Source organism: Vibrio sp. SCSIO 43133, assembly GCF_023716845.1.
Lineage (GTDB): Bacteria > Pseudomonadota > Gammaproteobacteria > Enterobacterales > Vibrionaceae > Vibrio > Vibrio mediterranei.
Window position 1 is genome coordinate 3,568,227 of sequence record NZ_CP068024.1, and the last position, 14,192, is coordinate 3,582,418.

The 14,192-nt window shown below is 46.3% G+C and carries 12 protein-coding genes; 5 read left to right on the forward strand and 7 right to left on the reverse strand.

Annotation, left to right across the window (positions count from 1 at the left end):
• Nucleotides 1–4 precede the first annotated feature (4 nt).
• The 3 genes from JKJ11_RS16670 to ilvA are packed head-to-tail and all read left to right on the forward strand — an operon-like array spanning nucleotide 5 to nucleotide 4,356.
• Complete coding sequence (locus JKJ11_RS16670; protein ID WP_006073040.1) at nucleotides 5–958, forward strand: branched-chain amino acid transaminase; 954 nt, start codon at nucleotides 5–7, stop codon at nucleotides 956–958.
• A 12-nt stretch (nucleotides 959–970) separates the two neighbouring features.
• Nucleotides 971–2,812: a dihydroxy-acid dehydratase gene (gene ilvD, locus JKJ11_RS16675; protein ID WP_198558507.1), complete on the forward strand. Its 1,842-nt coding sequence runs from the start codon at nucleotides 971–973 to the stop codon at nucleotides 2,810–2,812.
• A 5-nt stretch (nucleotides 2,813–2,817) separates the two neighbouring features.
• The gene (ilvA, locus tag JKJ11_RS16680; protein WP_252038582.1) at nucleotides 2,818–4,356 is read left to right on the forward strand and encodes a threonine ammonia-lyase, biosynthetic; all 1,539 of its coding nucleotides are present in this window, start codon (nucleotides 2,818–2,820) and stop codon (nucleotides 4,354–4,356) included.
• Nucleotides 4,357–4,387: 31 nt separating this feature from the next.
• Here ilvA and punR read toward each other — a convergent pair whose 3' ends face one another.
• On the reverse strand, nucleotides 4,388–5,287 hold the full coding sequence (gene punR / locus JKJ11_RS16685; protein WP_252038583.1) for a DNA-binding transcriptional activator PunR: 900 nt from the start codon (nucleotides 5,285–5,287) through the stop codon (nucleotides 4,388–4,390).
• A 91-nt stretch (nucleotides 5,288–5,378) separates the two neighbouring features.
• Here punR and punC point away from each other — a divergent pair, with 91 nt between their 5' ends.
• Complete coding sequence (punC, locus tag JKJ11_RS16690; RefSeq protein WP_252038585.1) at nucleotides 5,379–6,632, forward strand: purine nucleoside transporter PunC; 1,254 nt, start codon at nucleotides 5,379–5,381, stop codon at nucleotides 6,630–6,632.
• Between the two features lie 38 nt (nucleotides 6,633–6,670).
• On the opposite strand, the gene JKJ11_RS16695 is transcribed toward punC, so the two are convergent.
• On the reverse strand, nucleotides 6,671–7,447 hold the full coding sequence (locus JKJ11_RS16695) for a transporter substrate-binding domain-containing protein (RefSeq protein WP_252038586.1): 777 nt from the start codon (nucleotides 7,445–7,447) through the stop codon (nucleotides 6,671–6,673).
• Nucleotides 7,448–7,539: 92 nt separating this feature from the next.
• Here JKJ11_RS16695 and JKJ11_RS16700 point away from each other — a divergent pair, with 92 nt between their 5' ends.
• On the forward strand, nucleotides 7,540–8,283 hold the full coding sequence (locus tag JKJ11_RS16700) for an amino acid ABC transporter permease (RefSeq protein WP_252038587.1): 744 nt from the start codon (nucleotides 7,540–7,542) through the stop codon (nucleotides 8,281–8,283).
• 57 nt (nucleotides 8,284–8,340) lie between these two features.
• On the opposite strand, the gene glmU is transcribed toward JKJ11_RS16700, so the two are convergent.
• The 5 genes from glmU to atpA all read right to left on the reverse strand — a co-directional run bounded on the left by glmU (nucleotide 8,341) and on the right by atpA (nucleotide 14,185).
• Entirely contained in the window at nucleotides 8,341–9,702 is a 1,362-nt protein-coding gene (glmU, locus tag JKJ11_RS16705; RefSeq protein WP_038222699.1) for a bifunctional UDP-N-acetylglucosamine diphosphorylase/glucosamine-1-phosphate N-acetyltransferase GlmU, read from the reverse strand.
• 153 nt (nucleotides 9,703–9,855) lie between these two features.
• A complete protein-coding gene (locus JKJ11_RS16710) occupies nucleotides 9,856–10,278 on the reverse strand; it encodes a F0F1 ATP synthase subunit epsilon (protein ID WP_006073053.1) in 423 nt (140 codons plus the stop codon).
• A gap of 18 nt (nucleotides 10,279–10,296) precedes the next feature.
• Nucleotides 10,297–11,700: a F0F1 ATP synthase subunit beta gene (atpD, locus tag JKJ11_RS16715; protein WP_006073055.1), complete on the reverse strand. Its 1,404-nt coding sequence runs from the start codon at nucleotides 11,698–11,700 to the stop codon at nucleotides 10,297–10,299.
• A gap of 35 nt (nucleotides 11,701–11,735) precedes the next feature.
• Nucleotides 11,736–12,602, reverse strand: coding sequence for a F0F1 ATP synthase subunit gamma (gene atpG, locus JKJ11_RS16720; protein ID WP_006073057.1), 867 nt, complete (start codon nucleotides 12,600–12,602; stop codon nucleotides 11,736–11,738).
• A 41-nt stretch (nucleotides 12,603–12,643) separates the two neighbouring features.
• Nucleotides 12,644–14,185 (reverse strand): F0F1 ATP synthase subunit alpha, encoded by a 1,542-nt coding sequence (gene atpA / locus JKJ11_RS16725; RefSeq protein WP_006073059.1) that lies wholly within the window; start codon nucleotides 14,183–14,185, stop codon nucleotides 12,644–12,646.
• Between the last annotated feature and the right edge of the window lie 7 nt (nucleotides 14,186–14,192).

Sequence of the window (14,192 nt, forward strand, 5' to 3'; positions counted from 1 at the left end):
CTAAATGGCTAAAAGTACAGCAGATTTTATTTGGTTTAATGGTGAGATGGTTCCATGGGCTGAGGCGAACGTTCACGTCTTAACTCACGCAATGCATTATGGTACTTCTGTTTTTGAAGGGGTTCGTTGTTATAACACACCTAACGGTCCTGTGGTTTTCCGTCACCCTGAGCACGCCAAGCGTCTTAAAGATTCCGCTAAGATTTATCGCTTCCCAATTCCTTATACTGAGGAAGAAATCATGGAAGCAACCCGTGAGACACTACGCCAAAATAAGCTTGAATCCGCTTATATTCGTCCATTAGGTTTTGTCGGTAACGTTGGTCTAGGTGTTTGCCCTCCAGAAGGCACGCAAATGGAGCTCATCATTGCTGCTTTCCCTTGGGGTTCTTACCTAGGTGAAGAAGCACTAGCAAACGGTGTAGACGCAATGATATCAAGTTGGAACCGCGCCGCGCCAAATACCATTCCAACTGCAGCAAAAGCTGGTGGTAACTATCTTTCTTCATTGCTTGTTGGCGGTGAAGCACGTCGTCACGGTTATGACGAAGGTATTGCTCTCAGTGTCGATGGTTATCTATCAGAAGGCGCTGGTGAGAACATTTTCGTAGTCAAAGATGGCGTCATCACGACACCACCAGCAACCAGCGCGATCCTACCAGGTATCACTCGCGACTCAATAATGACGATTGCGAAAGATATGGGCTACGACGTTCGTGAAGCTAACATTGCTCGTGAAGCACTTTACCTAGCAGACGAAGTATTTATGACCGGTACCGCTGCTGAAATCGTTCCGGTACGCAGCATTGATAAAATCGATGTTGGTACAGGTAAACGCGGTCCAATTACCAAAGTTATGCAAGATGCGTATTTTGGCCTATTCAATGGCACCACTGAAGATAAGTGGGGCTGGCTAGATTACGTATACCCAGAACAGAAACCAGCATCAGCAAAATAAGGAAGAAGTACAATGCCTAAATACAGATCAGCCACCACAACTCATGGTCGCAACATGGCTGGTGCTCGTGCACTTTGGCGTGCAACTGGAGTCAAAGAAGAAGACTTCGGTAAGCCAATTATTGCTGTTGTAAACTCGTTTACTCAATTTGTACCGGGACACGTTCACCTTAAAGACCTTGGCCAACTAGTCGCCAAAGAAATTGAAGAAGCGGGCGGTATTGCCAAAGAATTCAATACCATTGCTGTTGATGATGGCATCGCAATGGGTCACGGCGGTATGTTGTACTCACTGCCTTCACGTGAGCTCATTGCCGACTCTGTAGAGTATATGGTCAACGCTCACTGTGCAGACGCCATGGTGTGTATCTCCAACTGCGATAAGATCACTCCGGGAATGCTGATGGCTTCAATGCGCCTAAATATTCCAGTGATCTTCGTTTCTGGTGGCCCAATGGAGGCTGGTAAAACTAAGCTTTCTGATCAGATCATCAAACTCGATCTGGTTGATGCCATGATCCAAGGTGCCGATCCTACGGTTTCTGACGAACAAAGCGAGCAAGTTGAACGTTCAGCATGTCCAACTTGTGGATCTTGCTCGGGCATGTTCACTGCTAACTCGATGAACTGTTTAACAGAAGCTTTAGGTCTTTCGCAACCAGGTAATGGTTCACTACTTGCAACTCACGCAGACCGTGAGGTGCTGTTCAAAAATGCTGGTAAACGTATCGTTGACCTAACTAAGCGCTACTACGAGCAAGATGACGCGACAGCCCTTCCACGCAACATCGCCACCAAAGATGCTTTTGAGAACGCGATGGCGCTTGATATCGCTATGGGGGGCTCAACCAATACAGTGCTTCACCTATTAGCAGCCGCTCAAGAAGGTGAAGTGGATTTCGATATGGAAGATATCGACCAAATGTCTCGCCGCGTCCCTAACCTGTGTAAAGTGGCACCTTCCACACCTAAGTATCACATGGAAGATGTACACCGTGCTGGTGGGGTTATCGGTATTCTGGGTGAACTAAATCGCGCAGGCTTGCTTAATAGCCAAACTAAGACTGTTCTTGGCCTTACGATGGAAGAACAACTCAATCAATACGACATCATGTTGACGGATTCCGAGGAAATTAAGTCGTTCTATCGCGCAGGTCCTGCTGGTATTCGCACCACTCAAGCGTTCTCTCAAGATTGTCGCTGGGATACCTTAGATGATGATCGTGAGAATGGCTGTATTCGCACAAAAGACAACGCCTATAGCCAAGATGGTGGTCTCGCAGTGCTGAAAGGTAATATTGCTCTAGATGGCTGTATTGTTAAAACAGCTGGTGTAGATGAAGGCAGCCTAGTATTCCAAGGCCCTGCTGTTGTTTTTGAAAGCCAAGAAGATGCGGTTGATGGCATTTTGGGTGGTAAAGTAAAAGCAGGCGATGTTGTGGTTATTCGCTACGAAGGACCAAAAGGCGGTCCGGGTATGCAAGAAATGTTGTACCCAACCACATACCTAAAATCGATGGGCCTTGGTAAAGAGTGTGCACTTCTTACTGACGGTCGATTCTCTGGCGGTACTTCTGGCCTATCTATCGGTCACGCCTCTCCGGAAGCGGCAAATGGCGGTACTATTGGACTTGTCAAAGACGGCGACACTATTAGCATTGATATCCCGTCACGCAGCATCACATTGGATGTCGCTGAATCTGAGCTTGCTACTCGACGCGCAGAGCAAGACCAGTTGGGCTGGAAACCTGCTGATCGCGAACGTACGGTCTCTTTAGCACTTAAAGCTTACGCTAACCTTGCAACCAGTGCAGACAAAGGTGCGGTGCGCGATAAGTCGAAACTCGAGGGCTAACAACAATGAGTGCAGCAGATAATCATCCTGAGTCTGGCGCAGATTATCTGCGCCAGATACTCAGAGCACCAGTTTATGAAGTGGCGACCGTAACGCCACTTCAAGAAATGCCAAGATTGGCAGCACGCATCGGCAACCAGGTTCAAATCAAGCGTGAAGATCGCCAGCCTGTGCACTCGTTCAAGTTGCGCGGCGCCTACAACATGGTGGCTAATCTAACTGATGAGCAAAAACGTGCAGGTGTGATTGCCGCCTCAGCGGGTAACCATGCTCAAGGCATGGCACTATCTGGCACGAAACTGGGCATCAATACCACCATTGTGATGCCTAAAACCACCCCTGATATCAAGGTTGAAGCGGTTCGTAGCTTTGGTGGTAACGTCGTTCTGCATGGCAGTAATTTTGATGAAGCCAAAGCCGAAGCACAGCGTCTGTCAGAAGAACATGGCTACACCTTTGTGCCGCCTTTCGATCATCCATTGGTGATTGCGGGGCAAGGCACCATTGGTATGGAAATGCTGCAGCAAAATGGTCACCTCGACTATATTTTCGTTCCTGTTGGCGGTGGTGGTCTAGCTGCGGGTGTTGCGGTCTTGGTCAAACAACTGATGCCTGAGATAAAAGTCATTGCTGTTGAACCGGAAGATTCTGCCTGTCTTAAAGCTGCGATGGATGCTGGAGAACCTGTAGTACTCGATCAGGTCAGTATGTTTGCAGACGGTGTTGCGGTTAAAATCATTGGTAATGAAACCTTCCGACTGTGCCAGAAATATATTGATGGCCACATTACGGTTTCTAGCGATGAAATCTGTGCCGCAGTGAAAGACATCTTTGAAGATACTCGCGCTATTGCCGAGCCATCAGGTGCACTGGCACTTGCTGGTCTGAAAAAGTTTGCTGAGCAAAATCACTTGCAAGGTAAGCATCTAGGCACAGTGCTTTCGGGTGCTAATACCAATTTCCATGGCTTACGTTATGTCTCTGAACGTTGTGAACTCGGTGAAAAACGTGAGGGTATACTAGCGGTGACCATTCCAGAGCGCCAAGGCGCCTTCTTCGAGTTCTGCAATATTATTGGTGGCCGAGCGGTTACTGAGTTTAACTACCGATACAACGATGACAAATTGGCCAACATTTTCGTCGGTGTGCGTCTCGTAGGTGGTCAAGAAGAATTGGATGGCATCATTAGTGATCTCAGAGCGAGTGGCTACCCTGTGGTTGACCTCTCTGACGATGAAATGGCAAAACTGCACATTCGCTATATGATTGGTGGCAGACCGTCAAAACAGCTTAAAGAACGCCTATATAGTTTTGAATTCCCAGAGTATCCAGGAGCGCTACTTAAGTTCTTAAGCACGTTAGGGACGCATTGGAATATCAGCTTATTCAATTATCGTAACCAAGGCGCAGATTACGGTCGAGTTTTATGTGGTTTTGAATTAGAAGACAGTGATTTGAATGAGTTCTCGGCTCATCTGAGAGAACTGGGCTACCAGTGCAAAGACGAGACCGATAATCCATCTTATAAGTTCTTTTTATCTTAATCAGAAAATGGGAAGTGGCTGCTTCCCATTTTTATTTCAACCAATCGCGATACAGCTGAGCTTCATCCCCTAAGTACTCTACCATCCAATCCAATAGATTATGATTATCGTGCTTTCTCCACACCAAGCAACACTCACTTGGCGCTTGAGCATCTTCGAGAGTTCGCTCCACCAGCATGCCGTAGTCGATAAGTGGCTGAGCAATGTGCCTTGGCATGTAACCAATGCCTACGTTCTTTTTCAAACACTCGATGGCAGTAAACCAATTAGGTAGCAATAACCGCCGCTGTTGCGGGTAGTGCTCATTGTGACGCTTAGGTAATACTCGCGACGTGTCATCAATACAAATGGCGGTAAATTGACTGACAAAATCTTCATCCAATTGCGCCTGATGAGCACATGGATGCGAGGGCGACATAACCAAAGCCCAGTCTAGGCTGCCTATTTTCTTAACGCCGTATTCACCACTGACAGGAATCGCACTCGTCGCGCCAATCACAATGTCCGCTCGTTGCTGGGAAATAGCTTCCCAAGAGCCGTTATAGACCTCCATATTGATCTGCAGCTCAGCAAACTCAAACTCTTGATAGAAATCTTCAATCAGGTCAGACAGCTTATCTACTCTAACCACATTATCTAAGGTCAGCTTTAAGCTACTTTGCCACCCTAGAGCTGTACGTCGTGCCTGGTGAGTAAGTTCATCCATTTTGCGCAGCATTTGCCGAGCTTCCACCATGAAGACTTCACCGGCCGAGGTTAACTCAACCTTTCTTGGTAGCCGAGTAAACAGTTTTACCCCGAGTTCTTGTTCAATCTGTCGCACACTGTAGCTAATCGCAGAAGGCACTTTATGCAATACCTCAGCGGCAGCGCTAAAGCTTCCTAATCGAGCAACCACATCTAGCATTTCTAATGATGAGCGAGAATACATACTTTAGCTTTCAAATTTTTTGATAGATAACTACAAAATATAGCGTTTTATTTTTCTAAGATCCAAAAATAGAATACACACCATCAGCAGTATGAGCTGGCGCCAATTCATTCCTGTGAAAATATTTCAAGGAATAACAATGAAAATAACTAAACTACAACTCATCTATCTTGCGACCTTATCCATGTTGGGCTTCATAGCTACCGATATGTATTTGCCTGCGTTTAAACTCATTGAGCAAGATTTTGCGACTGGACCAGAACAGATTGCTCTGTCATTGACGGTCTTTTTAGTCGGTATGGGGCTGGGTCAGTTCCTATGGGGACTAGCCAGTGACCGTTTTGGACACCGTAAAACCCTATTTGCAGGACTCGTTATCTTTACGATTGCCTCGGTAGGCTTAGCTTGGAGCCAAGAAGTATGGCACCTGCTGGCACTGCGCATGCTACAAGCTATTGGTGTCTGTGCGCCAGCTGTGATTTGGCAGTCTATGGTGATCGACAAATTCGATAAAAAAACAAGCCAGCAGATATTTGCCACTATTATGCCTCTCGTCGCCCTGTCTCCGGCACTAGCGCCTCAACTTGGCGTGTTATTAACTGAATTATGGGGATGGCATAGTATCTTTGTCGTACTGGCGATCACTGGCGCTCTACTAGCCATGATCACCTTATCGATGAAAGATCATAAAAAAGCAGAGCATAAACAATCATCTGTTGGTGCTGATCTTAAGAGTCTATTGGGGTCACGTGAGTATGTGGGCAACGTGATGTTGTTCTCAGTCGCTTCTGCAGCGTTCTTCGCCTACCTAACTGGTATGCCAGAGATTATGAGCCAGCTGGGCTATTCGGCAAAAGACATTGGTTTGAGCTTCATTCCACAAACCATCGCATTTATGCTCGGTGGCTACATGGGCAAGAAATTGGTGGCTAAATTAGGTGATGACGCGGTTCTGAAACAGCTACTAGGACTAGAGACGGTCGCTATACTGTTGGTATTTGCTGCGTGTCAGTGGGAGCTAACCAGCGTATGGCCAATTCTAGCGCCATTCTGCTTACTTGCAGTCGCTAATGGGGCACTGTATCCAATTGTGGTTAACCGTGCACTATCAAGCGCACCACATTGTTCAGCAACTGCGGCAGGTCTGCAAAATAGCTTACAGATTGGTATTAGTAGTCTAGCCAGTGCGCTAGTTGCAGCATTTGCCGTTGTCGCTCAATCAGCGGTAGGCTATGTGATTCTTGGTTGTTTAGCATTAATGTGGATCGGTTACCTGATCGCAACACCAGCACTAACCGAAGAACTGACAATACCGGATAACTCACGCGTAGTGAGCGACGAGTAATCAATAATGGGTGACTGAGTCACCCATTTTTCTAAATATTAAAGACTTTTCAGCCCCCACTTTTTCGCAGTTTCTTCAAAGAAACCCTGTGTTTTTTTCAGCTCTACCCAATGATTCACATAGTTAATCCAAACTTGGTCACTTTGTGGTAACAGCATCGAAATCGGTGTCGGCTTGCGAGGCTTCTTAACAGGTACAATGGCAAGTTGCTTGAACTTGGTTACTAACGTTGCCGCTTCCACATTTGACGTCACTGACACATCGGCACGACGCGCGAGTAATTCTTGGAAATCACGAGCTGGTGCTTCAATAACAATGTGCTCAGCATCTGGAAAAAAGTCTTTCACCATTTTCTCTTGCACGGTACCGAGCGTGGCAGCCACTTTGACATCAGGTTTGTTAAAATCGGCCCAATCAGAAAATTTCTCCAGGTCTTTCTTTTGAACCACGGGGACAAATGCCAGATAAAAATAGGGCTGGCTATATCCCGCCACTTTAGCGCGAGACATATTAAGCGACGCACTGCCCGTCATATCGTATTTGTTAGCAGTAATACCGTTTACTAACGTTTTCCAATCCGTTGCCACGTACTCCACTTTAACACCAAGATCTTTGGCAAGTTCTGTCGTCACGTCAATATCGAAACCACGATACGAATTGGTCGCAGGATCTTTCATGGTCATCGGGTTCCAGTCACCCGTAGTGCCTACACGCAATACACCTGAATCCAAGATCTTCTGCAGACGACTGGTTTCAGCCTCTACCTGACCGATAGAAAGAAAAGTAATAATAAAACCCAGAATCCACTTCTTCATTGAATAGTCCCTAAAATTATTAAACATTAGTGGTACATCCTTGATAACATAGCAGTAACAGATGGATTTTTCAGGAATAATTAGGGACGATTGTGAGCTATCGATTACTTACTGTTGTTTTGTGCCTACCACTTCTAAGTGGCTGTTCTGACTATGAGTGGGGTTGGTATGTACTTGATCCCTCAACTGAACAAGGAAAAACTAACCTCGGCTTTCTATTGGCGGGCTTTAAAGACACTATCTATGTCTCCTTACTAAGTATGATGTTTGCCATGCTTATAGGTCTGCTTGTTGCCTTTCCAGCCTTGTCAGATAAGCCCTGGCTGCGCGCCATTAATCGAGTCTATGTCGAAGTTATTCGCTCCATACCCGTTCTAGTTTTGTTACTGTGGGTGTACTACGGCATGCCCACGTTATTAGACATTTCCCTCAACCATTTTTGGGCAGGAGTGATAGCACTTACTATCGCGGAAAGTGCCTTTATGGCAGAAGTGTTCCGTGGCGGTATTCAGGCAGTGACTCGTGGTCAGCATGAAGCTGCTGAGTCACTCGGCCTCAATTATTGGCAGAAGATGCGACTGGTTATCTTACCGCAAGCCTTTCGTCAGATACTGCCACCACTCGGTAACCAGTTTGTCTATATCCTCAAAATGTCATCATTAGTAAGCGTTATCGGGCTAAGTGACCTAACTAGACGCGCCAATGAGCTGGTTGTAAATGAGTACTTACCTTTAGAAATCTATACGTTTTTGGTACTCGAGTACTTAATATTAATACTATTGGTCTCACAAGCTGTACGCTGGCTGGAAAAGCGTATTGCTATTCCAAGCCACTAACCATAAGTATCAAGAGACAAAAAAGGGCCTCAATGAGGCCCTTTCTAATGGAAGAGTTTACTTCTGTTTGGTTGGACGCTGCCATCCTGTAATTTTGCGCTCTTTTGCGCGAGTAATCACTAACTCACCTTCAGCTACATCTTTGGTTAATGTGGTGCCCGCACCAATCGTTGCCCCATCAGCGATAATCACTGGAGCAATCAGTTGACTGTCAGAACCGACAAAAACGTCATTGCCGATAACTGTCTTAAACTTATTTGCACCGTCGTAGTTGCAAGTAATAACACCAGCACCAACGTTAGTGCGCTGGCCAATTTCGGCATCACCCAGGTAAGTTAAGTGATTAGCTTTCGAACCTTCACCTAGACGCGCATTCTTCACTTCAACGAAATTGCCAACGTGCGAATCATTACGTAAATCAGCTCCAGGGCGTAAACGTGTAAATGGGCCAACAGTACACTCCTCGCCAACTGTCGCACCTTCGATTACGCTATAGGGGCGTACAAGTGTGTTATCATCGATTTCACAGTCTTTCAGTACGCAACCTGCACCAATAACTACATTATCGCCAAGAGTTACACTACCCTCGATGATGACATTGGTATCGATTTCTACGTCCATGCCACACTGTAACTGACCACGAAGGTCAAAACGTGCAGGGTCACGTAGCATAACTCCCTGCTCTAATAATTTCTGCGCCTGCATAGATTGGAATGCACGCTCTAGACGAGCAAGCTGAGCACGGTCGTTCACACCTTCAACTTCAATAGGGTTTACCGGGTGAACGGCTTCTACTGCACGACCTTCATTATGAGCAGCTGCAATCACGTCTGTCAGGTAATACTCACCTTGCGCGTTATCATTGCTTAAGCCGGACAACCAACGTTTAAGGTCTCCACCGGTTGCCACCATCACACCCGTATTGATCTCTTTAATCAGCTTTTGTTCTTCTGTGGCGTCTTTTTGCTCAACGATCGCAACAACAGGACCATTCTTACGCACGATACGACCATAACCCATAGGGTTATCAAGAACGACAGTAAGCAAAGCGATACCACCTGTAGGCTGAGCATCTAATAGGTTTTCAATAGTCTCTTCGGAGATAAGAGGTACATCACCGTAGAGGACCAGCACTTTTTCATCATCCGCCAAATAAGGAGATGCCTGATCAACAGCATGACCTGTCCCTAACTGATCGGCTTGTAGAACCCAGTTTACTTTTTCTTGTTGCAAAGCCGATTGCATCATTTCACCGCCATGACCATAAACAAGGTGGATATTCTGAGAACCTAAGCTTTCACAAGTATCGATGACATGTTTTACCATTGGTTTGCCAGCAAGTGTATGCAACACTTTAGGCTTATTGGAATACATGCGGGTTCCTTTCCCCGCAGCAAGAACAACTGCACTGAATTTCATTATTATCAAACCATTGACGTTAATTAAGCTAACGTCATTCTAGCTATGAATGACAATAGTGTTAAATGGATTGGGTAAATTTCTAATAAAAATTAAGCAAAAAGGCGACCCATAGGTCGCCTTTTTCATCGCGGTTAGTTCAGTTTAACTGAATTAACGACGTTTTTTTGTCAGCTCGATTACTCGAAGCTGAGCAATGGCTTTAGCCAGTTCACTGGCCGCTTGCGCGAAGTCCATGTCGCCATGCTGATTCTGGATATGTTCCTCAGCTTTGCGCTTGGCTTCTTCCGCCTTCGCTGCGTCTAGTTCTTCACCACGAATTGCTGTATCAGCCAACACAGTCGCTGTGCCTGGCTGAACTTCAACAATACCACCAGAGACATAAATGAACTCTTCATGGCCGTGCTGTTTAACGATACGCACCATACCAGGCTTGATAGCGGTCAGCAGCGGTGTGTGACCATGGAAAATACCAAGTTCACCTTCGCTACCGGACACCTGGAACGTTTCTACGCGACCAGAGAAAAGCTTTTTCTCAGCGCTTACTACGTCTAGGTGAAAGGTTATTGCTGCCATATCGCCTCCTATTTAGCCTTATAGCTTCTTAGCATTCTCGATAGCATCGTCGATAGTACCGCAGTACATGAACGCTTGCTCTGGAATGTCATCGTAGTCACCAGCTAGTAGACCTTTGAAGCCACGTAGAGTCTCTTTAAGAGGTACGTAGATGCCTGGGTCGCCAGTAAATACTTCCGCTACGTGGTAAGGCTGAGTTAGGAAACGCTCAATCTTACGAGCACGAGATACAACTTGCTTATCTTCTTCAGATAGCTCGTCCATACCTAGGATCGCGATGATGTCTTTCAGCTCTTTATAACGCTGCAGTGTTTGCTGCACACCACGAGCTACCTCGTAGTGCTCTTGACCAACGACTAGTGGATCAAGCATACGAGATGTTGAATCTAGTGGGTCAATCGCTGGGTATAGACCCATAGCAGCGATGTTACGGTTAAGTACAACCGTTGCATCCAAGTGCGCGAACGTTGTTGCTGGAGACGGGTCAGTCAAGTCATCCGCTGGTACGTATACCGCCTGTACAGACGTGATAGAACCAGTTTTTGTTGACGTGATACGCTCCTGTAGTACACCCATCTCTTCTGCAAGAGTTGGCTGGTAACCTACCGCAGATGGCATACGACCTAGAAGTGCCGATACCTCTGTACCTGCAAGTGTGTAACGGTAGATGTTATCAACGAACAGCAGTACGTCACGACCTTCGTCACGGAACTTCTCTGCCATTGTTAGACCAGTCAGAGCAACACGTAGACGGTTACCTGGAGGCTCGTTCATCTGACCGTAAACCATTGCTACTTTTGATTCTTCAGGCTTCTCAACGTTTACAACGCCCGCTTCCTGCATCTCAAAGTAGAAGTCGTTACCTTCACGAGTACGCTCACCTACACCCGCAAATACGGATAGGCCTGAGTGTTGTAATGCGATGTTGTTGATAAGCTCCATCATGTTAACGGTCTTACCTACACCTGCACCACCGAATAGACCGATTTTACCACCCTTAGCGAATGGACAAACCAAGTCGATTACTTTAACACCCGTTTCTAGAAGAGCGACTTCGTTAGATTGCTCTTCGTAGCTTGGCGCTTCACGGTGAATCGCATAGCTTTCTTCTGCACCGATCTCACCACACTCGTCAATCGCATCACCAAGTACGTTCATGATACGACCAAGAGTCTTAGTACCTACTGGTACTGAGATTGGCGCGCCTGTGTTCTCTACTGTTACGCCACGACGTAAACCATCAGAGCTACCCATTACGATACAACGAACTACGCCACCGCCTAGCTGTTGTTGAACTTCAAGAACAAGACGCTCTTTAGAGTCCGTTACGTTTAGAGCGTCGTATACACTTGGTACGTCACTCTGTGGGAACTCTACGTCGACTACCGCACCGATGATCTGTACGATCTTACCTGTAGCCATCGTTAATCCTCTAATCTATTTCGTTTTACCTAAGCTTAAACCGCAGCTGCGCCGCCAACGATTTCTGATAGTTCTTGTGTGATAGCCGCTTGACGCGCCTTGTTGTACACAAGCTCTAGATCATCAATCAAGTTGGTCGCATTGTCCGTTGCAGCTTTCATTGCAATCATTCGAGCCGCTTGCTCACAAGCAAGGTTCTCTACCACACCTTGATACACTTGAGATTCGATATAACGAAGCAATAGTGCGTCTAGTAGTGGTTTTGGCTCAGGCTCATAAATGTAGCCCCATGAATGTTCGCGCTGCATCTCTTCACTGTCAGATTTAGGCAGAGGTAGCAATTGATCGATCGTTGGTTCCTGAATCATAGTGTTCACAAAGTGGTTATACACTACGTACAGGCGATCCAATTCGCCTTCGTCATACTTCTTCAGCATAACGCCTACCGTACCGATTAGGTCTTCTAGACTTGGCTCATCACCCAGACCAGATACCTGTGCCGCTACTTTTGCGCCGCTGTTGTTAAAGAATGCTGTCGCCTTTGAGCCAATAATAGCTAACTCGATTTCAGCACCTTTATCTTTCCAACCTTGCATCTCTACAATGGCTTTTTTAAACAAGTTAATGTTCAAGCCACCACAAAGACCACGGTCAGTAGAAATAATGACATAACCAACACGCTTGGCTTCACGCTCTTCTAGGTACGGATGTTGGTACTCTAGGTTTGCGTTTGCCAAATGACCGATCACTTTACGCATAGTTTCAGCGTATGGACGAGAAGCTTCACGCGCATCTTGCGAACGACGCATTTTTGAAGCTGCTACCATTTCCATCGCTTTCGTAATTTTCTGAGTGCTTTTCACACTACCGATTTTATTACGTATCTCTTTTGCGCCGGCCATCGTTACTCTCCATAAGTGGTGACCAAAAGGTCACCCACCAATTACCAAGTCTGAGTTGCTTTGAAATCGTCAGTCAGTTTCTTAAGCTGAGCTTCGATATCATCGTTGTAAGCACCCGTAGTGTTGATCTCTTTTGCAAGATCAGCATATTGACTGTGAGCATACGATAGAAGCGCTGCTTCGAAGTCTAGAATCTTGTTGATTTCAACATCATCTAGGTAGCCGCGCTCAACAGCAAAGATAACTAGTGCTTGGTCAAATACAGACATTGGAGCATATTGCTTCTGCTTCATTAGTTCTGTAACTTTTTGACCGTGGCTTAGCTGACGCTTAGTTGCTTCATCTAGATCAGATGAGAACTGTGCGAATGCCGCTAGTTCACGATAAGCCGCTAGTGCAGTACGGATACCGCCAGATAGCTTCTTAATGATCTTAGTCTGTGCTGAACCACCTACACGAGATACTGAGATACCTGGGTCAACCGCTGGGCGAACACCCGCGTTGAAGGCTTCAGTTTGTAGGAAGATCTGACCATCGGTAATCGAGATTACGTTTGTCGGTACGAATGCAGAAACGTCACCTGCTTGAGTTTCAATGATAGGAAGAGCAGTCAAAGAACCAGTCTTACCTTTCACTTCACCGTTAGTGAAACGCTCTACGTACTCTTCGTTTACACGAGCTGCACGCTCTAGTAGACGTGAGTGGAGGTAGAATACGTCACCTGGGAATGCCTCACGACCTGGTGGACGTTTAAGTAGTAGAGAGATCTGACGGTAAGCTACCGCTTGCTTAGATAGATCATCATAAACAATCAGAGCGTCTTCACCGCGGTCACGGAAGTACTCACCCATTGCACAACCAGAGTATGGCGCAAGATATTGCAGTGCAGCAGATTCAGATGCAGATGCTACAACAACGATAGTGTTTTGTAGTGCACCGTGCTCTTCCAGTTTACGCACAACGTTTGCGATTGTAGATGCCTTCTGGCCAATCGCTACGTAGATAGAGAAGATACCAGAGTCTTTCTGGTTGATGATTGCATCGATCGCCATAGCGGTTTTACCGATCTGACGGTCACCGATGATAAGCTCACGCTGACCACGACCGATTGGGATCATTGAGTCAACTGACTTATAACCAGTTTGTACTGGCTGATCAACCGATTTACGGTCGATTACACCCGGTGCAATCACTTCAACTGGTGACGTAAGTTTAGCTTCAATTGGACCTTTACCATCAATTGGCTCACCTAGCGTGTTTACAACACGACCAAGCAATTCTGGACCAACTGGTACTTCAAGAATACGACCAGTACCTGTTACTTTCATGCCTTCCTTAAGGTCAGCATATGGGCCCATTACTACCGCACCAACCGAGTCACGCTCGAGGTTAAGTGCTAGTGCATAACGGCCACCCGGTAATTCAATCATTTCACCTTGCATCACGTCCGCTAGGCCGTGAATGCGAATGATACCATCGCTTACCGATACGATAGTACCTTCATTACGAGCTTCACTCACAACATCGAAAGATTCGATACGCTGCTTGATTAGGTCGCTAATTTCTGTGGAATTAAGTTGCATGCTCCAA

What these genes read in the sequence shown, in the direction of transcription:
- JKJ11_RS16670 (WP_006073040.1), top strand. Translation starts at nt 5, where the DNA reads ATGGCTAAAAGTACAGCAGATTTTATTTGGTTTAATGGTGAGATGGTT.
- ilvD (WP_198558507.1), top strand. Translation starts at nt 971, where the DNA reads ATGCCTAAATACAGATCAGCCACCACAACTCATGGTCGCAACATGGCT.
- ilvA (WP_252038582.1), top strand. Translation starts at nt 2,818, where the DNA reads ATGAGTGCAGCAGATAATCATCCTGAGTCTGGCGCAGATTATCTGCGC.
- punR (WP_252038583.1), bottom strand. Translation starts at nt 5,287, where the DNA reads ATGTATTCTCGCTCATCATTAGAAATGCTAGATGTGGTTGCTCGATTA.
- punC (WP_252038585.1), top strand. Translation starts at nt 5,379, where the DNA reads ATGAGCTGGCGCCAATTCATTCCTGTGAAAATATTTCAAGGAATAACA.
- JKJ11_RS16695 (WP_252038586.1), bottom strand. Translation starts at nt 7,447, where the DNA reads ATGAAGAAGTGGATTCTGGGTTTTATTATTACTTTTCTTTCTATCGGT.
- glmU (WP_038222699.1), bottom strand. Translation starts at nt 9,702, where the DNA reads ATGAAATTCAGTGCAGTTGTTCTTGCTGCGGGGAAAGGAACCCGCATG.
- JKJ11_RS16710 (WP_006073053.1), bottom strand. Translation starts at nt 10,278, where the DNA reads ATGGCAGCAATAACCTTTCACCTAGACGTAGTAAGCGCTGAGAAAAAG.
- atpD (WP_006073055.1), bottom strand. Translation starts at nt 11,700, where the DNA reads ATGGCTACAGGTAAGATCGTACAGATCATCGGTGCGGTAGTCGACGTA.
- atpG (WP_006073057.1), bottom strand. Translation starts at nt 12,602, where the DNA reads ATGGCCGGCGCAAAAGAGATACGTAATAAAATCGGTAGTGTGAAAAGC.
- atpA (WP_006073059.1), bottom strand. Translation starts at nt 14,185, where the DNA reads ATGCAACTTAATTCCACAGAAATTAGCGACCTAATCAAGCAGCGTATC.